Origin of the sequence: Cellulomonas sp. (assembly GCF_015234515.1) — a bacterium.
Taxonomy (GTDB): Bacteria; Actinomycetota; Actinomycetes; order Actinomycetales; family Cellulomonadaceae; genus Cellulomonas.
This window is the reverse complement of record NZ_JADGMY010000008.1, coordinates 15,575-37,696: the sequence shown is the minus strand read 5'-3', so window position 1 is coordinate 37,696 and position 22,122 is coordinate 15,575. Positions and strand designations below refer to the sequence as shown.

The following is a 22,122-nucleotide window of genomic DNA, read 5'->3' as shown; positions in this document are numbered from 1 at the left end:
GTGGGTGAGGGTCGGCGCAGGGGCCGGCGAGAACCGGCGAAACGCCCCTGACGTGCGACTTCACCCCGCGCGGTGATGCGGGCGGGTCTGCGTCGACGTAGCGTCGGGAGAGTGCGTCAACGGTGACGCGCGGAAGGGAGCGTCGTCGTGCGAGCACACTCACGGACGCTGGTCTGGGCGGTGCGGGCCCTGCTGGTCTCGACGGTCGCCGTGCTGATCGTCGTCGTCGACGCGGTGCTGAGCAGCCCCTGACGGGGAACGCGTCACGGGACGTCGCGTCAGGTCGGAGCACCGGGCGAGCCCGGTGACCTGGGCCGACGTGCGCACCCGGGCGCCCGGACGGCCCTTCGTCACCCCGGCGGCCGAAAGATGGGCTTTTGGGTGATTCAGGCCGCATACTTGGCTCACGCGCGTTCGAGGGCGACACGCGCCGGGGGAGGAGCCGGGATGCACGCGCACCGGTGGGGACGCGCGGGGACCTGGGTCCTGCGCGCGCTCTTCGCCGCCCTGGGCGGGCTCGTCCTCGTGCTCCTCCAGGTCGCCCTGGGCGGCTCCGCCTCGGCGCAGGCCACCTCGACCGCGGTGGACGGCGACGGAGCGGACGCGGTCGCCGCGGACCGCTCCGGTCCGTTCGGCGAGGCCGCGGACGGTTCCGGTCGTGGCCGACCGCAGGACGTCCCGGCGGCACCCGGCGCTCCCGCCGACCATGACGCGGTGACCAGCGTCGTCGACGAGACGGTGGATGTGAGCGACCCTGCCGGCCCGGTCGAGCCGGTCGACCCGGTCGAGCCGGTCGACCCGGTCGAGCCGGTGGACCCGGTCGAGCCGGTGGACCCGGTGGACCCGGTGGACCCCGTCGAGCCGGTGGACCCGGTCGAGCCGGTCGAGCCGGTGGACCCGGTGGAGCCCGTCGAGCCGGTGATCGTGCCGGTCGACCCCCCGCCGGCGCCCGTCGAGCCCGTCCCCGAGCCCGTCCAGGTGGAGACGGACGACACGGAGCCGACGGACGGCGGGGCGTCCACGACGACCAGCGCCACGACGCGCGCCACCACGCGGTCGGGCGACACCGCCGCCACCGTGCTCCCGGCCACGGTCCCGAGCACGTCGCCCTCCGCCGTCAGGGCCCCTGAGGTCCTGCGCGAGCGTCATGACAGCCTGCGCCAGTTCGGCCCTGCCCCGCGGACCAGCACGCCGCGCGCGGCAGCTGATCCCGTCGCACCACCCGGCGACGTCGCGCTGCCGGCCGTCCCTTCCGACATCGACCCGCCGGATGCCGCGCGCTCGGCCCAGCAGACCCCGTGGGCGCCCACGCAGGGTCCCGCGGGCCCGAAGCCCGAGGCTCCGGCCGTGGTCACGGCCACCTCGTTCGTCGTCGGCGGCCAGGTCGCCGTCGCCAGCGCGACCGTGGCGACGACGACGACGTCGCACTGCTCTGCCACGCCGCACCTCGTCGCGGCGCTCCCCGGCCACGGAGCCCCCGGCACGGGATCGGTCACGCCACGCGCGGGGCCGGACGACGGTCCGGCGCCCGGTCGGCCGGTCGGTCTCGCGCACGCCGCGACCACCGCCGCCTCACCCGACGCCGGCCCGGACGTGCCCGCGCGCGACACCCTTCGGAACCCTGCCTGACCGGACGGACGCGCGCACGTGCTGCGTCGTCCCTCGCCCTCCGGGGCGCTCCGGTCCACAGGCAAGGAGTTCGATGATGTTCACGTTCCTTCGCCGAGCGGTGGCGACACTTCTCGTCGCCGGCGGCCTTGCGCTCGCCTCCACCGGTGCCCTTCTGGGCGCCGACGACTACACGATGCCCGGTGCACTCATGCTCGTCCTGACGGGCGTGGCGGTGCTCCTGATCCGGCACCGCAGCCGTCCGCTGCCCGCGGCGCCCGTGAGGCCTGCCGTCCGTCCGGGCGCGTGGGCGCCGCCGTCGGCGGTCACGCTGCGCGCGGCCCCGCACTGCGCGCTCCCCGCTCCCCGGGCGGCTCCAGAGGTGGACGTCCCTGCCGGTGGCACGACGGGGGCCCCGGCCGCGCCGTGGCGTCCGGCGCGCACGTCCGGCACGCGCTACGGGGTGCGCCACTGCGTGCTGCCCCGGGGCGCGGTGCCGCACCAGCGGCGCGCGTCCGACGGGTCCTGACGGCGACGGGCGGGGCAGCGGTGCCCCGCCCGCCGGACCCTCAGCGGGTCGCGTCGAGCCGGAGCCGCTCTGCCGCCACGTCGTAGTCGGCGACGGGCCAGTCGAGCCGCAGGTCGGCCAGCGCACGGTGGAGCAGCGCGCTCACGGCCAGCCGCGCGTACCACTTGCTGTCGGCGGGCACGACGTGCCACGGCGCCACGTCGGTGCTCGTGCGGTCGAGGACCTCCTGGTAGGCGGCCTCGTACGCAGGGCGTCTGCTGCGCACGTCCACGTCCGACGGGTTGTACTTCCAGTGCTTGTCGGGGCGCTCGAGCCGCTCGCTCAGGCGCTCGTACTGCTCCTCGGGCGAGACCCACAGGGCGACCTTGACGATCGTCGTCCCCGAGGCGGCCACCTGCGCCTCGAACCGGTTGATCTCGTCGTACCGCTTCTGCCACACCTCGGGTGCGACCGTCCCGTCCACGCGGACCACCAGGACGTCCTCGTAGTGCGACCGGTCGAAGACGCCGATGCTGCCGGCGGGGGGCAGCGCCCGACGGACGCGCCACAGGTAGTGGTGGCGACGCTCCTCGGGCGTCGGGACGCCGAACGAGCGCAGTGCGACCCCCTGCGGGTCGACCAGTCCCAGCACGTGGCGCACGATCCCGCCCTTGCCTGCCGTGTCGAGGCCCTGCAGGACGAGCAGGACGGATCTGCCACCGCCGGTGCGGCCGTGGGCGAAGAGCCGCTCCTGCAGGTCGGAGAGCTCCGCGGCGACGCCGGCGAGGGCCCGCTCACCGTCGGCCCGCGAGCCGTCGAACCCCGGGGTCGCGGCGGGGTCGAGGTCCGCGATCCGGAAGCCGGGACCGACGCGGAGCAGGTCCACGACGGCGTCCCGCCGTGCGAGGAGGCCGTCGGCGGCGGCGTGCGCCGCGGCGGCCTTCTTCGCCGCCTTCCGTTCGGCCTTGGCGGCCTTCCGCTCGGCCTTCTTCGCCGCCTTCCGCTCGGCCTTGGCGGCCTTGCGGTCGGTCTCAGCGGCCTTCGCGGCCGCCTTCTTCCCTGCCTTCGCCTCGCTCTTCGCCGTCGCCTTCTCGGCCTTCTTCTTCTTCGAGCCCTTCGCCATTGCGGTCCTCCTCGTTGCCACGTGGGGTGTGGGAGCTGCGGCGTGCGGAACTGCGGCGTGCGGAGCTGCGGCGTGCAGCCGGTCGGGTGCGCTCAGGGGCGTGCCGCGAAGCGCTCGAGCAGGTCGGCGTGCCCGCCGACGATGATGAGGTCGTTGGCCGAGATGCGGGTCTCGTCCGTCGCGTACTGGAAGTCGATGCCCGGCGACTTCACGCCGATGACCGTCACTCCGTAGCGCTCGTGCACCTTGGACTGCGCGAGCGTGAAGCCCTGCGTCTCCTTGGGCGGGCGCATCTTGACGACCGTGAACCCGTCCTCGACCTCGATGTAGTCGAGCATCTTGCCGCTGACCAGGTGGGCGACCCGGGAGCCGGCGTCGGCCTCGGGCAGCACCACGTGGTGCGCGCCGATGCGCTGCAGGATGCGCGCGTGCTCGGAGCTGATGGCCTTGGCCCAGATCTGCGGCACGCCGATGTCGACCAGGTTGCCCGTGATGAGCACCGAGGCCTCCAGGTAGGAGCCGACGCCGACGACCGCGACGGGGAAGTCGCGCGCGCCGAGCTGCTCGAGCGCGTCGGGGTTGACGGCGTCCGCCTCGACGAGGGGGATGCGCCCGGCCCACTGCGCGACGAGCTCGGGGTTCCGCTCGACGGCGAGCACGTCCTGGCCCAGGCGGTCGAGCGTCGCCGCGATGGCGGACCCGAAACGCCCCAGGCCGATGACCAGGACGCCCGAGTCCTTCTTGGGGGTGCGCGGCGCCGTGCGTGGGTCGGCGCCAGCGGAACGGGCCTCGCGGCCGTCCGCGCGCTTGCTGTCAGCCAATGATGGGCCTCTCCTCCGGGTAGCGGATGACGCGACGACGGTTGCGCAGCGCGAGCGCCGCCGCAAGCGTCATCGTGCCGGTCCGCCCGATGAACATGAGCACGACGAGCACGTACTTCGCCGGTGTCGGCAGGGTCGCGGTGATGCCGGTCGACAGCCCGGCGGTCGCGAACGCCGAGATGACCTCGAACAGGATGCGGTCGAGCGTGAGCCCCGTCATGGCCAGCATGAGCAGCGACGCGACGAGCACGATGGTCGCGGAGACGAAGCTGACGGCGATCGCGACCTGCAGCGTCTCGCGCGAGATGCGGCGGCCGAACGCCTCGACGTCGCGGTCGCCGCGGCCCTCGGCCACGATCGCGAGGAGCATGACGGCGAGCGTCGTGACCTTGATGCCTCCGGCGGTCGAGGCCGAGCCGCCGCCCACGAACATCAGGGCGTCGAGCACCAGCCAGGTCCCCTCGTGCATCTGCCCGACGTCGACGGTCGAGAACCCGCCGGACCGTGGCATGACGCCGGCGAACAGGGACGCGAGCGCGGTCCCGCCGGCGTCCAGCGGGCGGAACGTGCCAGGGTTGGTCCACTCGAACGCCGCGACGACCACGGACCCGAACACGACCAGGCCCAGGCTCGTGGTGATGGTCAGCTTCGAGTGCAGGCTCCAGCGGCGCGGCTCGCGCAGGTGGTTCGCGACGTTGAGGATCACCGGGAAGCCGAGCGAGCCGATGAACACGCCGATGATGATCGGCAGGAGCATCCACCAGTCGGAGACGAACGGGGCCAGGCCCTCCGGGGTCGGCACGAACCCTGCGCTGTTGAACGCCGAGACCGCGTAGAACAGCGCGTGCCACGCCGCGGTCCAGACCGGTTCGCCGTGCACCAGGAGCCGCGGGAAGAGCACGATCGCGATGGCCACCTCGAGCACCGTCGAGGTGATGATGACCGTGCGGACCAGGGAGCCGACCTCGCCGAGGCGGGTCACCTTCGTCTCGGACGAGACGAGCAGGCGCTGCGTCAGGCCGATGCGCCGCGACACGGCCATGCCGAGGAGCGACGCCAGGGTCATGACCCCCAGGCCACCGATCTTGATCGCCACGAGGATCACGGCGAGCCCCCAGCCCGACCAGTACTCGCCGGTCGGCACGACGACCAGACCGGTGACGGTCGTCGCGGAGGTCGCCGTGAAGAGCGCGTCGATGAGGGGTGCACGCCGGCCGCTCGCCGTCGCCCAGGGAGCGGACAGCAGCACGGTGATGCCCGCGATGACGAGCGCGAACACGCCCAGGGCGAGCCGGGCGGGTGACTGCCGGGCCGAACGGTCGACGTACTCGCGCACGCGCCACAGCAGGCCGGGCCCCGCCGCCATCCGACCTCCCCCTGCTCACCAGTGTGCCGACAGGCCACACTCTGGCACGAGCGGCCTGCGCGCACGCCCCCGGCGGGGCCCCGCCGGCCAGGTGTCCTGCCGGCTGCGGCGGCCCGTCGGGTCGACACGCGCGCCGCGGCGGTGGGAGCGTGGGCCCCATGACCGCCACCGACGCGACCCCCGCCGCGTCGGGCGGCGGGCCGGTGACGCTGCGCGCGGTGTGGTCCACCGAGCTGCTCGCGTACGACTTCGGGTTCGGTCACCCGATGACGTCGGACCGGATCGACCTGACGATCGCGCTCGCCGCGCAGCTCGGTGTCCTCGACGGGCCCGGCGTCGAGGTGGTGGGCGCCGAGCCGGCGTCGGACGCGTTGCTGGTGACCGTGCACGACCCCGAGTACGTCGCCGCGGTCCACGCGGCGGCCGAGCGCGGCGTGCCGGACCTGGTCCGCGGCCTCGGCACGCGCGACGACCCGCTGTTCCCGCAGATGCACGAGGCCGCGGCCCGCGTCGTGGCGGGGACCGTCGACGCGGCCCTGGCCGTGTGGGAGGCGCGCGCGGAGCACGCCGTGAACATCGGCGGTGGCATGCACCACGCCCGGCCGGGCGCGGCCTCGGGCTTCTGCGTCTACAACGACGCCGCGGTGGCGATCCGCGAGCTGCTCGACGCAGGTGCCGAGCGTGTCGCGTACGTCGACGTGGACGCCCACCACGGCGACGGCGTGCAGACCGTCTTCTGGGACGACCCCCGCGTGCTCACCGTGTCGGTGCACGAGACCGGGCACGCGCTCTTCCCCGGGACGGGGTACCCCACGGAGACCGGCGGGCCGCGCGCCGACGGGACGGCGGTCAACGTCGCGCTGCCGTCGCGGACCGGCGACGCGGGCTGGCTGCGGGCGATCGACGCGGTCGTGCCGGCGGTGGTGCGCGAGTTCGCGCCGGACGTGCTCGTGACGCAGCACGGTTGCGACACGCACCTCATGGACCCGCTCGCGACGCTGCGGGTGTCCGTCGACGCGCAGCGGGTCGTCTCGACGCTGCTGCACGATCTCGCCCACGAGGTGTGCGACGGGCGGTGGGTCGCGCTGGGCGGCGGCGGGTACGCGATCCTCGACGTCGTGCCGCGCACGTGGACGCACCTGCTGGGTGTGGCGGCGCACCGCCCCGTGGACCCGGTGACACGGGTCCCGCAGGTGTGGCTGGACGTCGTGCGGCAGCGGTACGGCCGCGAGGCCGTGCCGGTGATGACGGACGGCGCCCCGGCGACGTTCAAGCCGTGGTCGGGCGGCTACGACCCCGGCGACGACGTCGACCGCGCCGTCCGCGCCACCCGCGGGGCGGTGTTCCCGTCGCTGGGTCTGGACCCCGAACTCGACTGACCGTGCGCCGGGCGGGTGTCTCCTCTTTCCCACCCGTCACAGCCGCCACTACTGTGAGGTCAGCACCCGGTACGTCGGGTGCGCGACGCCGGCGCGCCCCGGCCATCGGGAGGGCCGGAGCATGGACGAGGAGCAGGGCGTGCCGCAGGGCCGCGTGCGGTTCCTCACGGTCGTCGAGGTCGCGGACCTCATGCGGGTCTCGCGGATGACCGTGTACCGGCTGGTGCACGCGGGTGAGCTGCCGGCGGTCCGCGTCGGGCGGTCGTTCCGCGTGCCGCAGGACGCGCTCGACGCCTACCTGCGTTCGTCGGCGACCGTCGAGCCGGAGAGCTTCGGCGAAGGGCGCCGCACCTCCTGAGCGCACCCGTCGCGCGGTGCGCGGTGGCGGGCGCGGTTCGCGGTCGCGGCGCGTGATCGCGTAAGGTGGGTGATCGGACTTCTGCGTGCGTGGGTGATTCGGGTGGGCCCGATGCGCACCGCGCGTCGATCGACCACCAACTCGCGGCCATGTCGGGTCGCGACCGGACACGAGTGAGGACCGCTATGGGCTCCGTCATCAAGAAGCGTCGCAAGCGCATGGCGAAGAAGAAGCACCGCAAGCTGCTGCGCAAGACGCGCCACCAGCGTCGTAACAAGAAGTGAGCTGAGCGCCGTTCGTCGGCGCGCAGTGCACCGCGGGCCCGGTCGTCGACCGGGCCCGACGTGTGTCCGCTGACGTTGCGGCCTGCACGACGACGACGTCGAGAGGGAGGTCCGCCATGGCGACGGCGGCACTGACACCGCCCATGGGGTGGAACAGCTGGGACTGCTACGGGACCACCGTCACCGAGGCGGAGGTGCTGGCCAACGCGCGGTTCATGGCCGAGCACCTCCTGCCGCACGGGTGGGACACCGTCGTCGTCGACATCGACTGGTCCGACCCGGCGGCGCGGCCGCACGGCTACACCGAGGACGCCGAGCTCGTGCTCGACGCCCACGGCTACCCGCAGCCCGCACCGGGACGGTTCCCGTCGGCCGCCGGCGGTCGCGGGTTCACCGACCTCGCCGCGCAGGTGCACGCTCTCGGCCTGCGCTTCGGCGTGCACGCGCTGCGCGGCATCCCGCGTCGCGCCGTCGCGGCTCGGCTGCCCGTCGCGGGCGCGTCCGACGGCGCGACCGCGGCCGACATCGCCGACACGGCCTCCACCTGCCCGTGGAACGGTCACATGTACGGGCTCGACCACGCCCACCCCGCGGCGCAGGTGTGGCTCGACGGCCTCGTGGCGCAGCTCGCGTCGTGGGGCGTGGACCTCGTCAAGGTCGACGACATGCTGGCGCCGTTCCACGCCGACGCGGTCGCGGCGTGGTCGCGCGCGATCGAGCGGTCGGGGCGCGACATCGTGCTGTCGCTGTCACCCGGCACGGCGCTGTCGACGGCGCACCTGCCGGTGCTGCGCACGCACGCGCAGATGTGGCGCGTGTGCGACGACCTGTGGGACCGGTGGGAGGACGTCCACGCGAACTTCGCGCGTTTGGCGCGCTGGGCGCCGTTCCAGCAGCCCGGTGGCTGGGCGGACGCCGACATGCTGCCGCTGGGCCGCATCGGGATCCGCGCCGAGCGCGGTGAGGACCGGGCGTCGCGCCTCACGCCCGACGAGCAGCGCACGCTCCTGACCCTCTGGGTCATGGCGCGCTCGCCGCTCATGATGGGCGGTGACCTGCCGACGTCGGACGCCGCCACGATCGCGCTGCTCACGACGCCCGCCGTGGGGCACGTCCTGCGGACGTCCACCGACGGTCGCGAGCTGCTGCGCGAGCCGGCAGGCGACGGCGACGTCGTCGTGTGGTCGGCGCGGTCCGCGGCGGAGCCGACGCGCTACGTCGCGGTCTTCTGGACGGGCACGGGGACCCGGACCCAGCCCCTCGCGCTGTCCGCGCTCGTGGGTGACGCCGCGGCCGCCCGCCGGTGGATCGTCCGGGACCTGTGGACGGGTGCCCCGCTGCCGGACCCGGCACCCGATCCGGGGCGGCTCGACGCGCAGCTCACGTTCGACGTGCCGTCGCACGGCGTGCGGTGGGTCGCGCTCGACCCCGTCTGACCCGGCGGCGGCACACCTCGGCTCAGAGCGGGCGCTCCAGCACGTAGTCGTCCTCGAGGCGGGTCCCGACCTGGAAGCGCTTGACCCCGACGACGGCGAACCCCTCGCGTGCGTAGAACGACTGGGCGCGGGCGTTGTGCTGGTTGACGCCCAGCCAGATGCCCGCGCCGCCCAGGGCCCGGGCGTGGTCGAACGACGTGCGCAGCAGCGTGGACGCCACGCCGGTGCCGTGGTGGTCGGGGTGGACGTAGCACTTCGAGAGCTCGATCGCCGGGCGGATGTGCACGGCCGCCCGGGCGTCGTCGTCGGTGGGCTCGCCCGCGACGAGCATGGTGTAGCCCAGGAGTTCGTCGTCGGGGGTCGCCGCGACGAGGACCGCACGTCCGGCGTCGGACGTGTGCTGCGTGAACCGCTCGGCGCTCAGGTGCTCGTCGACGAACGCGCGCTGGTCGTCCGCGGTCGAGCCGGGCGGGCACGCGAGGGGGAACGTCACGGCGGCGAGGGACGCGAGCGACGTCGCGTCGTGCGGGCGGGCGGTGCGCACGGCCCAGCTGCTCGTCCTCATCCTGCTCCCATGCGTCGTCGGACCGAGCGGCTGACGGCGCGCACGACGACGGCCACGGCCCAGGCGACCCCGGCGAGGCTCGCGGCGTTGACACCGCGACGCGCCTGGCGGCGACGGGACCGGAACTCGCGCACGGGCCAGCCGACCTCGGCGGCGTGCCGGCGCAGCCGCCGGTCCGGGTTGATGGCGCACGGGTGGCCGACGGCCGAGAGGATCGGCACGTCGTTGGTCGAGTCGCCGTACGCGTGACAGGCGCTCAGGTCGTACCCCTCGCGCTCGGCGAGCGCGCGGACGGCGCTCGCCTTGGCCTCGCCGTGCAGCAGGTCGCCGACCAGCCGGCCGGTGTAGAAGCCGTTCTCGTGCTCTGCGACCGTCCCCACCGCGCCCGACGTCCCGAGGCGGCGCGCGATGAGCTCACCGATCTCCACGGGGGTCGCGGTGACGAGCCACACGGCGTGGCCCTCGGCCAGGTGCGCGTCCAGCAGCGCGCGCGTGCCGGGGTAGATGCGCAGGCTGAGGACCTCGTCGTAGACGTCCTCGGCGATCGCCGTCACCTCGGCGACCGAGTGCCCCCGCATGATCTCGAGCGCACGGCTGCGCAGCTCGTCGATCTGGTGGCGGTTCTCACCGAACACGAGGTAGCGCGCCTGCTGCACCGCGAACCGGACGAGGTCCCGCTTGCGGAAGAACCCGCGCCCGTACAGGCCGACGGCGAGGTGGAACGAGGAGGCGCCCCGGATGATCGTGTTGTCGACGTCGAAGAACGCGGCGACGGTCGTGTTCTCCGGGACCAGCGCGGCCCGCGGGGTCTCGACCGTTGCGGCGACCACGGTGCGCTCGTCAGTACCGTCGCCCGCGTGCATCCGGCCACTCTAACGAGAGGGGCGCCACACGTCGCGGACCGGCGGCACCTGCGGGCGCGTGGCGGTCTAGCGTGGTCGTCCATGAGCGATGCGACGACGGCCCGGGTCGTCCTCTACGGGCGCACCGGCTGCCACCTGTGCGACGACGCGCGGGCGCTCGTGGAGCGCGTGTGCGCGGACGTCGGCGCGACGTGGGCGGAGGTCGACGTGGACCTGCCGGGGCCCGACGGGACGGTCCTCGCGGACGAGCTGGGGGAGATGGTGCCGGTCGTCGACGTGGACGGCGTGCGCCGCGGCTACTGGCGGATCGACGAGGCGCGACTGAGGCGGGCTCTCGCGACGGGCGGCGGCAGGCCCTAGCGTGTGACATCTGGCGCCGGGGCCGTGCCCGGCGCAGTGGGTTCGGAGGCTCGGGTGGACGATCGACGCACCGCTGGGCGACGGGACGGCGAGCGGCGTGCCGGTCGCGAGGGCCAGCCGGTGCCGCCCGCGACGGTCGGCCGACTGCCCGGCTACCTGCGTGCGCTCGAGGTGACGGCGTCGGAGGGTGCCGTCCTGACGTCGTCCGACGAGCTCGCGGCCCGCGCGGGGGTGACGCCGGCGCAGCTGCGCAAGGACCTGTCGTTCCTCGGGTCGTACGGCCGGCGCGGCGTCGGGTACGACGTGGGGCACCTGCGTGAGCAGATCACCGTGGTCCTGGGCCTCGCGGACGTGCGGCGGGTGCTCCTGGTCGGGGTGGGCAACCTGGGGCACGCGCTCGCGAACTACGCGGGCATCGCCGAGCGCGGGTTCGTCCTGGTGGGCCTGCTCGATGCGGACCCGGCGGTGGTCGGCACGACGGTGGCGGGCCTCGAGGTCGAGCACGTCGACGAGCTGCGAGCGGTGGTGCGGCGCACCGGTGCGACCATCGGCGTGCTGACGACGCCCTCGGCGGTCGCCCAGAGCGTGTGCGACGAGCTGGTCGCGGCCGGCGTGGTGGGGATCCTGACGTTCGCGCCCGGGGCGCTGCGCGTGCCTGCGCACGTGGACGTGCGCACCGTCGACGTCGCGTCCGAGCTGCAGATCCTGGCGTTCCACGACCGTGCGCGCAGCGTCGCCGGCGGGGCCTCGTGAGGGCCGTGCCGTGCTGCGGGGCAGGGGTGCGGAGGTCGGCGAGGTGGTGGGCGCGCCGCGAGGGCGCGACCGGTGCGGTCGCGCCCTCGCGGGGACGTGCGTGCCGGCGGCCGCCGGCGGGGCGGGTCAGGCCTTGATGGCGGAGACGTCCAGGTCGATGCGGACCTTGTCGGCGACCAGCACGCCGCCGGCCTGCAGGGCGGCGTTCCACGTCAGGCCGAAGTCCTTGCGCGAGATGGTGACGGTGGCCTCGAAGCCCGCGCGGGTGTTGCCGAAGGGGTCGACGGCGGTGCCGTTGAACTCGGTCTCGAGCTCCACCTCGCGGGTCACGCCGTGGAGCGTCAGGTCCCCGACGATGACGTGGGCCGAGCCGGCCGTGCGGACCGCGGTCGACGTGAACGTCCACTCGCCATGCGACTCGACCTCGAAGAAGTCGTTGCTCTTGAGGTGCCCGTCGCGGTTGGCGTCGCCCGTGTTGACGGTCGCCGGGTCGAGCGTGACGGTGACGGACGACGACTCGAGGTCCTCGCCGACGGTGAGGGCGCCGGAGGTCACCGCGACGGTGCCGCGGACCTTGGAGATGCCCGCGTGGCGGACCGTGAAGGACGCCTCCGTGTGCGAGGGGTCGATGTTCCAGGTGCCGGTGGTCAGGCCGGTGGGCAGCGCGGTCATGAGGTCCTCCGTGGTCAGGGCCGGACGAATCGTTGATTCGACAAGTATGTGTGATTGATATTTCTACTACAGTGGGGTGTCTGCCGCAACCCCACCGAGGAGGACGACGTGCCGACCCGCAGCACGACCGCCGATCGATGGGCCGACGACGCCGCTGCGTCCCAGCGTGGAGCCGCCCCGGCGGTCCCGCAGGCCGACCAGGAGGGCGTGCGTTGGCTCACCGAGCCCCAGCAGCGTCAGTGGCGGGCCTTCCGCGACGGCACCGCACTGCTCTTCGACGTCCTGGCCCGTGAGCTCGACGACGGGAGCGGCCTGTCGCTGGGCGAGTACGAGGTGCTCGTCCGGCTGTCCGAGGCTCCCGGGCACGCCCTGCGCATGTCCGAGCTGGCCGACGACCTCGCGCACTCCCGCAGCCGGCTCACCCACACCGTGGCACGCATGGAGCGGGACGGGATCGTGCGCCGGGAGCCCGCGCGCGACGACGCCCGCGGCGTGAACTGCGTGCTCACCGAGCGCGGCTGGCGCGTCCTCGTGGCGGCCGCTCCCGGGCACGTGGAGTCCGTCCGTGCACACCTGGTCGACGTGCTCGACGACGACCAGCTCGCGGCGCTCGGGACCGCCATGCAGGTCGTGATCGAGCACCTGCGCGCGCCGGCGGGCGGCGACGGCACGGCACCGGCCGACGGCGACGGCACGGCGCCGGCCGGCTGAGGTCGGGCGCACCGGGCATCCGCCAGACTTTGCGAGACTGTGCACATGGTCGCCACGACGGTCCACCTGCTGCGGCACGGTGAGGTCCACAACCCCGAAGGCCTGCTGTACGGCAGGCTGCCCGGCTACCGGCTCTCCGAGCGCGGGCAGCAGATGGCCGAGCTCGTCGCGCGCACGCTCGCGGGCGAGGAGGGCGCACCGGCTCGCGACGTCGTCGTCGTCACCGCGTCCCCGCTCCAGCGCGCGCAGGAGACCGCCGGACCGATCGCCGCGGCGTTCGGGCTGCCCGTCGGGACCGACGACCGGCTGATCGAGGCCGACAACCACTTCCAGGGCAAGAGGTTCGGAGTCGGCGACGGGTCGCTGCGCCACCCCGAGCACTGGCCGCACCTGCGCAACCCGTTCCGCCCCTCGTGGGGCGAGCCCTACGCCGAGCAGGTCGACCGCATGCTCGCCGCGGTCGACGCGGCCCGCGTGGCCGCGCGCGGCCACGAGGCCGTCCTGGTGAGCCACCAGCTGCCGATCTGGGTGACGCGACTCGCGCTCGAGAACCGCCGGCTGTGGCACGACCCCCGACGCCGCCAGTGCTCGCTCGCCTCGCTCACGTCCCTGCGGTTCGAGGACGACACGCTCGTCGGTGTGGGCTACGGCGAGCCCGCCGCCGCGCTGCTGCCCGGTGCGTCGCCCGTCGCCGGAGCCTGACGTGCGACGACGTCCCGCCCGGAACCGGACCGCGGTCGCCCTCGTGACGGCGGGGACCGCGGTCCTGCTCGCGCTCACTGGCTGTGCCGACGGCTCGGGTGACGGCGCCGCGCGGGACGGCGCCGCGCAGGACGTCGTCGACCAGGGCTACCAGTCGGGGGACGGGACGACGACGACGTGGGCGCGCGGCGACCGCGTGGGGCCGCTCGAGATCACGGGCACCGACTACGAGGGCACGGCGCACGACCTGACGCGGTGGCGCGGCGACGTCGTGCTGCTCAACACCTGGTACGCCGCGTGCCCGCCGTGCCGGGCGGAGGCCCCCGACCTCGCGGCGGTCGCGACCGAGTACGCCGACCAGGGGCTGCACGTGCTGGGCATCAACAGCCGTGACGCGGCCGGGACGGCCCAGGCGTTCCAGCGCCAGCTCGAGGTGCCGTACCCGTCGCTCGACGACACCGGCGGCGAGGCGATCGCCGCGCTGCAGGGCGTCGTGCCGGTCAACGCCGTGCCCACGACCATCCTGCTCGACCGTGAGGGCAGGGTCGCCGCGCGTGTGCTCGGCCTCGTCCGGCCCTCGACGCTGCGTGCGCTCGTCGAGGAGCTCCTGGCCGAGGACACCGCGTGAGCGCGGCCGTGCTCGGGGTCGGCTCGACCGTCGTCGAGGGCTCGCTGCTGCTCGCGGTGCCCGTCGCGCTGCTCGCCGGCCTCGTGTCGTTCGCCTCGCCGTGCGTCCTGCCGCTCGTCCCCGGCTACGTCGGGCTGCTCGGAGGGCTCGTCGGCGGGGAACGCCGCACGCCCGCTGCGCTGCTCGGCGTCGTGGACGCCACGGACGTCACCCGCATCGGGGCGCGGCCCGGGCGTGCCCGGACGCGCGGACGCGGCGCCGTCGCGGGGCCCGCAGGGGATGCTGCGCTGGAGGCTCCTGCCGCGAGCCACCCGCTCGCGGACGCGCCCATCGCCGTGCCGCTTCTGGGGGCCGGCGACGCCGTGCCGCTGCCGGTGCCCGCCGCCCGTCGCACGCTCGTGCTCGGCGTCTCGCTCTTCGTCCTCGGGTTCTCCGCGGTGTTCGTGGCCTTCGGGGCGCTCGCGGGCTCCCTCGGTGCCGCGCTCTGGCAGTGGCAGGACCCCGTGAGCCGCGTGCTCGGTGCGCTGACCGTGGTGCTCGGGCTGGCGTTCCTCGGGGCCGTCCCGTTCCTCGCGGGGGAGCGCCGCCTGCGGCTCGCCCCGCGCGCCGGGGTGTGGGGCGCGCCCCTGCTGGGGGTCGCGTTCGGCCTGGGCTGGACCCCGTGCATCGGCCCGACGCTCGCGGCGATCCTCACGCTGTCCCTCACCGGCGGGTCCGCGGGCCGCGGTGCGCTGCTCGCGGCCGCGTTCTGCGTCGGTCTGGGACTGCCCTTCGTGCTCGTGGGCCTCGGCCTGCAGCGGTCGCGGCACGCGCTGCGGTGGCTGCGGCGGCACCGGCTCGCCGTGCAGCGGGTCGGCGGCGGCGTGCTCGTCGTGCTCGGCCTGGCGCTGCTGACCGGCGCGTGGGGCACGTGGGCCGCGTGGCTGCAGGGTGTCCTGACCGGTGGCGACCCGTTCGTGCCCGCGCTGTGAGCGGCGACACGACCCCGGGCACCGTCGGGACGGGCTACCGCCCCGACGGCCTCGACGACGCCTTCACGGACGGCGGCGAGCAGCCGCCCACCGGCGAGCGCGGCTCCGACGCGCAGCTGCCCGCCCTCGGCCTGGTCGGCTGGCTGCGCTGGGCGTGGCGCCAGCTCACGAGCATGCGGGTCGCGCTCCTGCTGCTCGTGCTCCTGGCCGTCGCGGCCGTGCCGGGCACGATGTTCCCGCAGCGTCCCCAGGACCCCGCGGCCGTCGCCGCGTACCTCACGGAGCACGCGTCGACGGGTCCGTGGCTCGACCGCCTCGGGTTCTTCGACGTCTACGCCTCGGTCTGGTTCTCGGCCGTCTACCTGCTGCTGTTCGTGTCCCTCGTCGGCTGCATCGTGCCGCGGGCGCGGGTGCACGCCACGGCGCTGCGGGGCCGTCCGCCGCGGACGCCCCGCCGGTTGGGCCGGTTCCCCGCCCAGGGCGCGGGGACGTCAGCGGACGCGCCGCAGGCCGTCGCGGAGCGCGCCGCCGCGGTCCTGCGCCGCCGCCGGCTCGGCGTCCCGGCGTTCCGCGTCGACGTCCACGACGAGGGTGCGGGGACGTGGTCGGTGTCCGCCGAGCGTGGCTACCTGCGGGAGACCGGCAACCTGCTGTTCCACCTCGCCCTGCTGGGCCTGCTCGTCGCCATGGCGACCGGTCAGATGCTGCACTACCGCGGCCAGGCCATCGTCGTGCAGGGGACCGGCTTCGCCAACGTGCAGGCGTCGTACGACACGTTCGAGCGGGGGGCCGCGTTCGACCCCGCCGACCTCGTGCCGTTCACGATGCGCCTCGACGACTTCGAGGCCCGGTTCGACCCGCAGACCCTGCAGTCGCGCGACTTCACCGCGTACGTCACCGTCACCGAGCCCGGGGGCGAGCCCGAGCAGCGCACGGTCAAGGTGAACCACCCGACGGTCGCCGGCGACGCCAAGGTGTACCTGCAGGGCAACGGGTACGCGCCCGAGCTCACGGTGCGCGACGCAGCCGGTGAGGTCGCGTTCTCCGGCGCCGTGCCCTTCCTGCCGCAGGACGACGTGTACACGTCGCGTGGCGTCGTCAAGGTGCCCGACGTGTCGGGCGACCAGCCGCAGATCGGGCTCGTCGGGTTCCTGCTGCCCACGGCCGTCGAGCCTGCCGAGGGGCTGTGGCGCTCGATCGACCCGCAGCCCGGCGACCCGCTGCTCGTGCTGTCCGTGTGGTCGGGCAACCTCGGGCTCGACACGGGCGTGCCGCAGAACGTGTTCCGGCTCGACGAGTCGCGCATGGAGCAGGCCGTCGACGCGTCCGGCGACGCGGTGACGCTGTACGTGCGCCCCGGGGAGACGGTCGAGCTGCCCGACGGGCTGGGCACCCTGACGTTCGACTCGCTGCCCCGCTTCGTCGCGCTCGACCTGCGGCACGACCCGTCCCTCGGCTGGGTGCTGACGTTCGCCCTGCTCGCGGTGGGCGGGCTCATGGCCTCGCTGTTCGCCCCGCGGCGGCGCCTGTGGGTGCGTGCGACGCCGGGCGGTGCCACGGACGAAGGTCCCGAGGGCGCGACTACAGTGGTCTCGGCTGCCGGTCTCGCCCGGGGGGACGACGTCGGCCTGCAGCCCGAGCTCGATCACGTCCTCGCGGAGGTGCTCGGGGCATCACCGGTCCTGTCGGGCGGCACGACCGCGCACGACACGACCGTCCACGACACGACCGGTGCCGGCACGACCGGGCCCGGCACCCCGCAGGAGGACAGGACATGAACGTCGCCGAGCTGAGCGACCTGTTCGTCTGGTCGGCGGCCACCGCCCTGACCATCACGCTGATCGCGTACTCGGTCGAGCTGGCCCGCACCACCGAGGCGGCCCAGGCCGCGCGCACGGCACGCGAGCTCGTCGCCGTCGGCGGCGGCGCGTCGGGGACGGCCGCGACGACGCAGGTGGAGGAGACGGCCTCGCGCGGCCGGGCCCCGGGCATCGCACGCTCCACCCTCGTGCTCGGCACCCTCCTGCTGCTGGTCGGCATCGTGCTGCGAGGGGTCGCGGCCGGACGCTCGCCGACCGCCAACATGTACGAGTTCACGATCGTCGGGATGTTCTGCGCGCTCGTCGCGCTCGTCGTCCAGCAGCGTCGCCGCCCCATCGCGTTCGTCGGGGTCGTCGTGTCCGGCATCGCCGTGCTGGGGCTCGTCCTCGCGCTCAACGTCCTGCACGTGCAGGCGGACGCGGTGCAGCCCGCGCTGCAGCGGTACTGGCTCGTCATCCACGTCGGCGTCGCGATCATCGCGACGGGCATCTCCACCGTGGCGTTCGCCACGACCGTCCTGCAGGTGCTGCGCGACGCGCGCGACCAGGGCCGGTCCCGGCTCGAACGGCCGTGGGAGCGGCTCGACGGCCTGCGTCAGGCGTTCCACGGTGCCCGCGTCACCGGGCCCGCGTTCGCCTGGCTCGAGCAGGTGCCCGACGCGCGCCGCCTCGAGGCCTCGGCGTTCCGCCAGCACGCGGTCGCGTTCGTCCTGTGGACGCTGACCCTCATCGGCGGGTCGATCTGGGCCGAGGAGGCGTGGGGCCGGTACTGGGGCTGGGACCCCAAGGAGGTCGGCACGTTCGTCACGTGGGTCGTGTACGCGGCCTACCTGCACGCGCGCACCACCCGCGGCTGGGCCGGGCGCCGCGCCGCGTACCTCGTGTTCGTCGCCTACGGCGTCGTGATCGCGAACTTCACGGTCGTCAACCTGCTCCTGCCCGGCAACCACTCGTACTCCGGGCTCTGAGCCGCTCAGGCGGCCGGCGTGCCGTCCGCGGAGCCGGTGCCGTCCGTCCCCTCGTCGCGCGGTCCCTGCCCCTGCGCGCCGTCCTGACGCTCGCGCCGGCGGCGCTCCTGGTCGAGCCGGAACAGGAACTCCGGGTCGTCGTCCGGGGCGACGGGGCCGCCGCCGCGAGCCGCGGTGCCCTGGTGCGGGGTCCCGCGGCTCACCAGGAGCCACACGACGCCGCCGACGACCGGGACCAGCACGACGAGCAGCAGCCACAGCGGTACGGGCAGCCCGCGCCGCCTGCGCTCGTCGCTGCCCACCACGTCGAAGACGCAGTAGACGACGAAGGCGACGAAGAGCACGAGCGGCAGGTACCTGAGCACCTGTCCACCCTAGACGTGACGGCGGGCGCCTACGCTGGGGAGCGTGCCCGTCGTCATCTACTCGCTGCTCCGCGCCGCCCTGTTCCTCGCCGCCACCGGCCTGCTCTGGTGGGCCGGGATGCAGTCGTGGCTCGCGCCCGTCCTCGCCGCCGTGATCGCCTGGGGCCTGTCCTACGTCCTGCTGCCCCGGCAGCGTGACGCCGCCGCGCTGCACCTCGCGCAGCGCGGCGAGCAGCGCCGCGCGCGCGGCGGCCTCGCAGGCCGCGCCCGCGAGGACGCCGAGGCCGAGGACGCGGCGACGGGCGGCTCGGCAGAGGACCGCTGAGCGACGTCAGGACCGGTCGCCGGACGGCGTCAGAGCGACAGCCCCAGGCCGAGCAGCATGCCGAACGCGAGCTCGAGCAGCCCCGTGCCGCCGAGCACGGGGACGAGTGCGATGCCACGGGCACCCGCGAGCACGCCGCCGGCCAGCAGCGCGGCGGGCCCGAGCAGCAGCAGCACGAGCAGCGACCACGGGGCCACGACGGCGCACGCCGCGCCCAGCAGGACGGGCAGCACGACCATCACGGCGTACAGCCGCCGCGCGCGTCGGTCACCGATCCGCACCGCGAGCGTGCGCTTGCCGGCGAGCACGTCGGTCGGCACGTCACGCAGGTTGTTGACCATGAGCAGCGCGCAGGCCAGCAGCCCGATCGCGACGGCGCCGAGCACGGCGGGCCACGTGACGCGCCCTGCCTGCGTGTACGTCGTCCCCAGGACGGCGACCAGGCCGAAGAAGAGGAACACCCCGACCTCGCCGAGCCCCAGGTACCCGTACGGCCGCTTGCCGCCCGTGTAGGTCCACGCGGCGACCACGCACAGCGCGCCGACCGCGGCCAGCCACCAGGCGCTCGTCAGGACGATGAGCCACATGCCGAGCACGCCGGCCACCGCGATCGCCAGGAGCGCGGCGGTGCGCACCTGGCCCGGCGGGGCGGTGCCGGACGCCGTCAGGCGCAGCGGCCCGACGCGGTTCAGGTCGGTGCCGCGGACCCCGTCGGAGTAGTCGTTGGCGTAGTTCACCGCGACCTGCAGCGCGAGCGCCACGCCGGCGGCGAGCAGCGCGCGCCCGCCGTGGGCCGCGTCGACCTGCGCGGCGGCGCCGGTCCCGACCAGGACGGGCGCCACTGCGGCGGGCAGCGTGCGGGGGCGTGCACCGGCGAGCCATTCGGAGGCGGTGGCCATCGTGCTCCTGTCGTGTGAGGGCGTCGAGCGGGGGCCCGGCGGGTGGGTCAGGTGGACGGGGTCATCAGGCGCGTCGCGATCCGTGCGACCTCCCGGCGGTCCGGCTTGCCGGGGCCACGCAGCGGCAGCTCGTCGACCACCAGGACCTGGCGCGGTGCGCTGGCGGGCCCGAGCGCGGCGGCCACGGTCGTGCGGACCTGCGTCAGCGGCGGCGCCGTGCCGTCCTGCGTCACGACGACGGCGACGACCGACTGGCCCCAGTGCTGGTCGGGCACGCCGACCACGCAGACCTCGCGCACGCCGGGCAGCCCGCTGACGACGACCTCGACGGCGAGCGGGTCCACCTTGACGCCGCCGGTGACGAGCACGTCGTCCAGGCGTCCGAGCACGTGCAGCACGCCGCCGTCGAGCCGGCCGCGGTCGGCGGTCCGCAACCAGCGGCGCCCGGCGCGGCTCGTGAACGTGGTGGCGTCGAGGTCGGGTCGGTGCAGGTAGCCCGTCGCGAGGACCGGTCCCGCGAGCGCGATCCGCTGCTCGGCGTCCACCGTGACCGTCACACCGTCCAGAGGGTGCCCGTCGTACACGCAGCCGCCGCACGTCTCGGTCATCCCGTAGGTCGTGACGACGCGCAGCCCGGCGTCCCGCGCCCGCGCGAGCAGCGAGGGCGGGCACGCGGCCCCGCCGACGAGGACGGCGTCGAACGCGCGGGTCGCGGCCGTGGCGTCCGGGTCGTCGAGCACGCGGACGAGCTGCGTGGGGACGAGCGACGTGTAGTGCGGCCCCGGCCCGTCGGTCGCGGCGCGCACCGCCTGGGTGAACACGCGCGCCCGGAACGGGCCGGCGGGGATCGTCGCGAGGGGCCGGTCCGCGAGCAGCGCGCGCAGGATCACCTGGAGCCCGGCCACGTGGTGCACGGGCAGCGCGAGCAACCAGGACCCGGGACCACCCAAGCGGGCGGCCGTGGCGTCGCCGGACGCACGCAGCGCCGCGGCGGACAGCATGACGTCGCGGGGGCGGCCGGTCGATCCGGAGGTGCGCACGACCAGCGCGACCTCCGCGGGCACGTGCCCCGCGGCGCCGGGCGAGGGGTCGTCGAGAGCCCGCACCGCCGGGCCCGTGCCGTCCAGCGCCGCGGTCAGTGCGGGGACGAGCTCGCGCGCCCGAGCGGGCACGTCGCGCAGCGGCCGGTCCACCTGCACAGCGTAGGTCGTCCGTCCCGCCGTCCGCGCCGCCGCGTCCGGGAACGTGTGCCGTGGGGGTCGCGAGAGCCGGTACGGAACGCCGCTGCGGTTCTCGGCGGGCGGGACGAGCGTCGTAGAGTGTGGCGCGATCCGGCGGACCGGGGCGGTTCCGCCAGGGCGCGACGCCGGGTCGAGCGGTGGCAGATCGCCGCGGCGGCGGGGGACGGGAGCGATGATGGCAGCGACGGTGGCACGCAGGGGTTCGATGCGCAGGGGTCCGGTGCGCACGGGTCCGGCGCACGCGTGGCGGGGCCGCGCGGGTGCCCTGGTGGCCACCGGCGCGCTCCTCGCGCTCGCCGCGTGCGGGTCTCCGGCGGCGACGCCGGCACCCACGGTCACCGCGCGCGCGGACGTCGCCGCCGACAAGCAGGCCGTCCCCGCGCCCGAGGTGCCGGCGACGTGGCCGCTCACCGGTGTGGAGGGCGCGCCCGACCCGCGCCCGGCGATCGGCGTGAAGATCGAGAACACGTCCGCCGCGCGCCCGCAGTCGGGTCTCGACCAGGCCGACGTGGTCTGGGAGACCATCATCGAGTTCGAGGTCTCGCGCCTCGTCGCCGTCTTCCACTCCCAGGCCCCCGAGCAGGTCGGGCCGATCCGGTCGGTGCGCCCCATGGACCCGCAGATCATGGCGCCGCTGGGCGGCATGCTCGCGTTCTCGGGCGGGCAGCCGGGGATCGTCGAGCTGGTGGCTGCGTCGGGCGTGCAGCAGATCTCGCACGACGCCGGCGCGCCGGGGCTGGAGCGCGTGCGCACGCGCAAGGCCCCGCACAACGTGTACGGGTCGCTCGCCACGTGGTGGGGCATCGCCGAGCCCGGGCGCACCGCACCCGCCGAGCAGTTCGGGTTCGCGCGCAGCGCCGACCGCGCGGCGGCGGTGACCGCGGGGACGCCGGCAGGGACGCTCGCGTTCCGGCTCTCGGGCCAGTCGCAGCCGACGTGGACCTGGGACGCCGGCACGGGCACGTGGCTGCGGTCCGAGGGCTCGACGCCCGCGACGGCGGCGAACGGTGCCCGGCTGTCGGCCGTCAACGTCGTCGCGATCACCGCACCGCACCCGAACACGGGGTACGGCGCGCAGGGCGGTGCACCCGTCCCCACCTACGAGCTCGTCGGCTCCGGGGACGCGGTCGTCGCGACGGGCGGCAAGACCGTCGCCGCGCGGTGGCAGAAGGACGCCCAGGACCAGCCGATGCGGCTGCTCCTGCCCGACGGCTCCGAGGCGAGCCTCGCGCCGGGCAACACGTGGGTCGAGCTGGTCCCCGCCGGGAAGGGCTCGCTGACGATCTCCTGACGGCCCCGCGGCCTCGCCGCGATACCTGGGGAGGACAACGTCGGCCGTGCCGTCCTCCTCACGGTGGAGGCGGCGCGACCCAGGGGGGTGGGTCCGGCCGTCACG

The 22,122-nt window shown here is 75.0% G+C and carries 25 protein-coding genes; 16 read left to right on the top strand and 9 right to left on the bottom strand.

All coding sequences use genetic code 11. From position 1 onward, the window contains the following. Nucleotides 1–447: 447 nt before the first annotated feature. On the top strand, nucleotides 448–1,629 hold the full coding sequence (locus IR158_RS02105; protein WP_291808845.1) for a hypothetical protein: 1,182 nt from the start codon (nucleotides 448–450) through the stop codon (nucleotides 1,627–1,629). A 76-nt stretch (nucleotides 1,630–1,705) separates the two neighbouring features. Next, nucleotides 1,706–2,137 (top strand): hypothetical protein, encoded by a 432-nt coding sequence (locus tag IR158_RS02100; RefSeq protein ID WP_291808843.1) that lies wholly within the window; start codon nucleotides 1,706–1,708, stop codon nucleotides 2,135–2,137. A gap of 40 nt (nucleotides 2,138–2,177) precedes the next feature. On the opposite strand, the gene IR158_RS02095 is transcribed toward IR158_RS02100, so the two are convergent. The 3 genes from IR158_RS02095 to IR158_RS02085 all read right to left on the bottom strand — a co-directional run bounded on the left by IR158_RS02095 (nucleotide 2,178) and on the right by IR158_RS02085 (nucleotide 5,426). Further along, the gene (locus tag IR158_RS02095; protein WP_291808840.1) at nucleotides 2,178–3,239 is read right to left on the bottom strand and encodes a PPK2 family polyphosphate kinase; all 1,062 of its coding nucleotides are present in this window, start codon (nucleotides 3,237–3,239) and stop codon (nucleotides 2,178–2,180) included. Nucleotides 3,240–3,331: 92 nt separating this feature from the next. Then, on the bottom strand, nucleotides 3,332–3,964 hold the full coding sequence (locus tag IR158_RS02090) for a TrkA family potassium uptake protein (protein WP_291808857.1): 633 nt from the start codon (nucleotides 3,962–3,964) through the stop codon (nucleotides 3,332–3,334). Between the two features lie 88 nt (nucleotides 3,965–4,052). Then, nucleotides 4,053–5,426, bottom strand: a complete 1,374-nt coding sequence (locus IR158_RS02085) for a potassium transporter TrkG (protein WP_291808837.1) — start codon at nucleotides 5,424–5,426, stop codon at nucleotides 4,053–4,055. A gap of 158 nt (nucleotides 5,427–5,584) precedes the next feature. On the opposite strand from IR158_RS02085, the gene IR158_RS02080 reads away from it, so the two are divergent. The 4 genes from IR158_RS02080 to IR158_RS02065 all read left to right on the top strand — a co-directional run bounded on the left by IR158_RS02080 (nucleotide 5,585) and on the right by IR158_RS02065 (nucleotide 8,883). Beyond that, on the top strand, nucleotides 5,585–6,805 hold the full coding sequence (locus tag IR158_RS02080; protein WP_291808834.1) for an acetoin utilization protein AcuC: 1,221 nt from the start codon (nucleotides 5,585–5,587) through the stop codon (nucleotides 6,803–6,805). A gap of 121 nt (nucleotides 6,806–6,926) precedes the next feature. Next, the gene (locus IR158_RS02075; RefSeq protein ID WP_291808831.1) at nucleotides 6,927–7,163 is read left to right on the top strand and encodes a helix-turn-helix domain-containing protein; all 237 of its coding nucleotides are present in this window, start codon (nucleotides 6,927–6,929) and stop codon (nucleotides 7,161–7,163) included. A gap of 185 nt (nucleotides 7,164–7,348) precedes the next feature. Then, a complete protein-coding gene (locus tag IR158_RS02070; protein WP_003792170.1) occupies nucleotides 7,349–7,447 on the top strand; it encodes an AURKAIP1/COX24 domain-containing protein in 99 nt (32 codons plus the stop codon). A gap of 116 nt (nucleotides 7,448–7,563) precedes the next feature. Beyond that, nucleotides 7,564–8,883: a glycoside hydrolase family 27 protein gene (locus IR158_RS02065; RefSeq protein WP_291808828.1), complete on the top strand. Its 1,320-nt coding sequence runs from the start codon at nucleotides 7,564–7,566 to the stop codon at nucleotides 8,881–8,883. 22 nt (nucleotides 8,884–8,905) lie between these two features. On the opposite strand, the gene IR158_RS02060 is transcribed toward IR158_RS02065, so the two are convergent. Beyond that, nucleotides 8,906–9,448 carry a GNAT family N-acetyltransferase gene (locus IR158_RS02060; RefSeq protein ID WP_291808824.1) on the bottom strand — a complete coding sequence of 181 codons (543 nt, stop codon included), beginning with the start codon at nucleotides 9,446–9,448 and terminating at the stop codon, nucleotides 8,906–8,908. Then, nucleotides 9,445–10,311: an HAD-IB family hydrolase gene (locus IR158_RS02055; protein WP_291808822.1), complete on the bottom strand. Its 867-nt coding sequence runs from the start codon at nucleotides 10,309–10,311 to the stop codon at nucleotides 9,445–9,447. The genes IR158_RS02060 and IR158_RS02055 overlap by 4 nt, the downstream gene beginning before the upstream one ends. An 81-nt stretch (nucleotides 10,312–10,392) precedes the next feature. On the opposite strand from IR158_RS02055, the gene IR158_RS02050 reads away from it, so the two are divergent. Beyond that, nucleotides 10,393–10,671 carry a glutaredoxin family protein gene (locus tag IR158_RS02050; protein ID WP_291808820.1) on the top strand — a complete coding sequence of 93 codons (279 nt, stop codon included), beginning with the start codon at nucleotides 10,393–10,395 and terminating at the stop codon, nucleotides 10,669–10,671. 54 nt (nucleotides 10,672–10,725) lie between these two features. Continuing rightward, nucleotides 10,726–11,424 (top strand): redox-sensing transcriptional repressor Rex, encoded by a 699-nt coding sequence (locus IR158_RS02045; RefSeq protein WP_291808818.1) that lies wholly within the window; start codon nucleotides 10,726–10,728, stop codon nucleotides 11,422–11,424. Between the two features lie 126 nt (nucleotides 11,425–11,550). Here the strand turns inward: IR158_RS02045 and IR158_RS02040 are convergent, their stop codons facing one another. Then, nucleotides 11,551–12,096: a YceI family protein gene (locus IR158_RS02040; protein WP_291808816.1), complete on the bottom strand. Its 546-nt coding sequence runs from the start codon at nucleotides 12,094–12,096 to the stop codon at nucleotides 11,551–11,553. A 108-nt stretch (nucleotides 12,097–12,204) separates the two neighbouring features. Between IR158_RS02040 and IR158_RS02035 the strand changes: the two genes are divergently transcribed. From IR158_RS02035 to ccsB, 6 genes are read left to right on the top strand one after another with little or no spacing between them, the layout of a single operon-like run. Next, nucleotides 12,205–12,807, top strand: a complete 603-nt coding sequence (locus IR158_RS02035) for a MarR family transcriptional regulator (protein WP_291808815.1) — start codon at nucleotides 12,205–12,207, stop codon at nucleotides 12,805–12,807. Between the two features lie 45 nt (nucleotides 12,808–12,852). Further along, nucleotides 12,853–13,509, top strand: a complete 657-nt coding sequence (locus IR158_RS02030; protein ID WP_291808813.1) for a histidine phosphatase family protein — start codon at nucleotides 12,853–12,855, stop codon at nucleotides 13,507–13,509. A 1-nt stretch (nucleotide 13,510) separates the two neighbouring features. Next, nucleotides 13,511–14,137 carry a TlpA disulfide reductase family protein gene (locus IR158_RS02025; RefSeq protein WP_291808810.1) on the top strand — a complete coding sequence of 209 codons (627 nt, stop codon included), beginning with the start codon at nucleotides 13,511–13,513 and terminating at the stop codon, nucleotides 14,135–14,137. Next, a complete protein-coding gene (locus IR158_RS02020) occupies nucleotides 14,134–15,108 on the top strand; it encodes a cytochrome c biogenesis protein CcdA (RefSeq protein WP_291808808.1) in 975 nt (324 codons plus the stop codon). Before IR158_RS02025 ends, IR158_RS02020 begins: the two co-directional genes overlap by 4 nt. Then, nucleotides 15,105–16,886, top strand: coding sequence for a cytochrome c biogenesis protein ResB (locus IR158_RS02015; protein WP_291808804.1), 1,782 nt, complete (start codon nucleotides 15,105–15,107; stop codon nucleotides 16,884–16,886). Before IR158_RS02020 ends, IR158_RS02015 begins: the two co-directional genes overlap by 4 nt. Further along, on the top strand, nucleotides 16,883–17,896 hold the full coding sequence (gene ccsB, locus IR158_RS02010) for a c-type cytochrome biogenesis protein CcsB (RefSeq protein WP_291808802.1): 1,014 nt from the start codon (nucleotides 16,883–16,885) through the stop codon (nucleotides 17,894–17,896). The genes IR158_RS02015 and ccsB overlap by 4 nt, the downstream gene beginning before the upstream one ends. Before the next feature lie 5 nt (nucleotides 17,897–17,901). Here ccsB and IR158_RS02005 read toward each other — a convergent pair whose 3' ends face one another. After that, nucleotides 17,902–18,261: a PLDc N-terminal domain-containing protein gene (locus IR158_RS02005; RefSeq protein ID WP_291808799.1), complete on the bottom strand. Its 360-nt coding sequence runs from the start codon at nucleotides 18,259–18,261 to the stop codon at nucleotides 17,902–17,904. 43 nt (nucleotides 18,262–18,304) lie between these two features. On the opposite strand from IR158_RS02005, the gene IR158_RS02000 reads away from it, so the two are divergent. Continuing rightward, a complete protein-coding gene (locus IR158_RS02000; protein WP_291808797.1) occupies nucleotides 18,305–18,586 on the top strand; it encodes a DUF4229 domain-containing protein in 282 nt (93 codons plus the stop codon). A gap of 29 nt (nucleotides 18,587–18,615) precedes the next feature. Here the strand turns inward: IR158_RS02000 and IR158_RS01995 are convergent, their stop codons facing one another. Together IR158_RS01995 and menE are read right to left on the bottom strand one after the other, a co-directional pair. Then, the gene (locus tag IR158_RS01995) at nucleotides 18,616–19,485 is read right to left on the bottom strand and encodes a 1,4-dihydroxy-2-naphthoate polyprenyltransferase (RefSeq protein ID WP_291808795.1); all 870 of its coding nucleotides are present in this window, start codon (nucleotides 19,483–19,485) and stop codon (nucleotides 18,616–18,618) included. Between the two features lie 47 nt (nucleotides 19,486–19,532). After that, on the bottom strand, nucleotides 19,533–20,678 hold the full coding sequence (gene menE, locus IR158_RS01990; RefSeq protein WP_291808792.1) for an o-succinylbenzoate--CoA ligase: 1,146 nt from the start codon (nucleotides 20,676–20,678) through the stop codon (nucleotides 19,533–19,535). A 253-nt stretch (nucleotides 20,679–20,931) separates the two neighbouring features. Here menE and IR158_RS01985 point away from each other — a divergent pair, with 253 nt between their 5' ends. Continuing rightward, complete coding sequence (locus IR158_RS01985; RefSeq protein WP_291808789.1) at nucleotides 20,932–22,017, top strand: DUF3048 domain-containing protein; 1,086 nt, start codon at nucleotides 20,932–20,934, stop codon at nucleotides 22,015–22,017. Nucleotides 22,018–22,122 lie beyond the last annotated feature (105 nt).

Bases quoted from the DNA above. Each gene is read 5' to 3' on its own strand.
- IR158_RS02105 (WP_291808845.1), top strand. From the start codon at position 448: ATGCACGCGCACCGGTGGGGACGCGCGGGGACCTGGGTCCTGCGCGCG.
- IR158_RS02100 (WP_291808843.1), top strand. From the start codon at position 1,706: ATGTTCACGTTCCTTCGCCGAGCGGTGGCGACACTTCTCGTCGCCGGC.
- IR158_RS02095 (WP_291808840.1), bottom strand. From the start codon at position 3,239: ATGGCGAAGGGCTCGAAGAAGAAGAAGGCCGAGAAGGCGACGGCGAAG.
- IR158_RS02085 (WP_291808837.1), bottom strand. From the start codon at position 5,426: ATGGCGGCGGGGCCCGGCCTGCTGTGGCGCGTGCGCGAGTACGTCGAC.
- IR158_RS02080 (WP_291808834.1), top strand. From the start codon at position 5,585: ATGACCGCCACCGACGCGACCCCCGCCGCGTCGGGCGGCGGGCCGGTG.
- IR158_RS02075 (WP_291808831.1), top strand. From the start codon at position 6,927: ATGGACGAGGAGCAGGGCGTGCCGCAGGGCCGCGTGCGGTTCCTCACG.
- IR158_RS02070 (WP_003792170.1), top strand. From the start codon at position 7,349: ATGGGCTCCGTCATCAAGAAGCGTCGCAAGCGCATGGCGAAGAAGAAG.
- IR158_RS02065 (WP_291808828.1), top strand. From the start codon at position 7,564: ATGGCGACGGCGGCACTGACACCGCCCATGGGGTGGAACAGCTGGGAC.
- IR158_RS02060 (WP_291808824.1), bottom strand. From the start codon at position 9,448: ATGAGGACGAGCAGCTGGGCCGTGCGCACCGCCCGCCCGCACGACGCG.
- IR158_RS02055 (WP_291808822.1), bottom strand. From the start codon at position 10,311: ATGCACGCGGGCGACGGTACTGACGAGCGCACCGTGGTCGCCGCAACG.
- IR158_RS02050 (WP_291808820.1), top strand. From the start codon at position 10,393: ATGAGCGATGCGACGACGGCCCGGGTCGTCCTCTACGGGCGCACCGGC.
- IR158_RS02040 (WP_291808816.1), bottom strand. From the start codon at position 12,096: ATGACCGCGCTGCCCACCGGCCTGACCACCGGCACCTGGAACATCGAC.
- IR158_RS02030 (WP_291808813.1), top strand. From the start codon at position 12,853: ATGGTCGCCACGACGGTCCACCTGCTGCGGCACGGTGAGGTCCACAAC.
- ccsB (WP_291808802.1), top strand. From the start codon at position 16,883: ATGAACGTCGCCGAGCTGAGCGACCTGTTCGTCTGGTCGGCGGCCACC.
- IR158_RS01995 (WP_291808795.1), bottom strand. From the start codon at position 19,485: ATGGCCACCGCCTCCGAATGGCTCGCCGGTGCACGCCCCCGCACGCTG.
- IR158_RS01985 (WP_291808789.1), top strand. From the start codon at position 20,932: ATGCGCAGGGGTCCGGTGCGCACGGGTCCGGCGCACGCGTGGCGGGGC.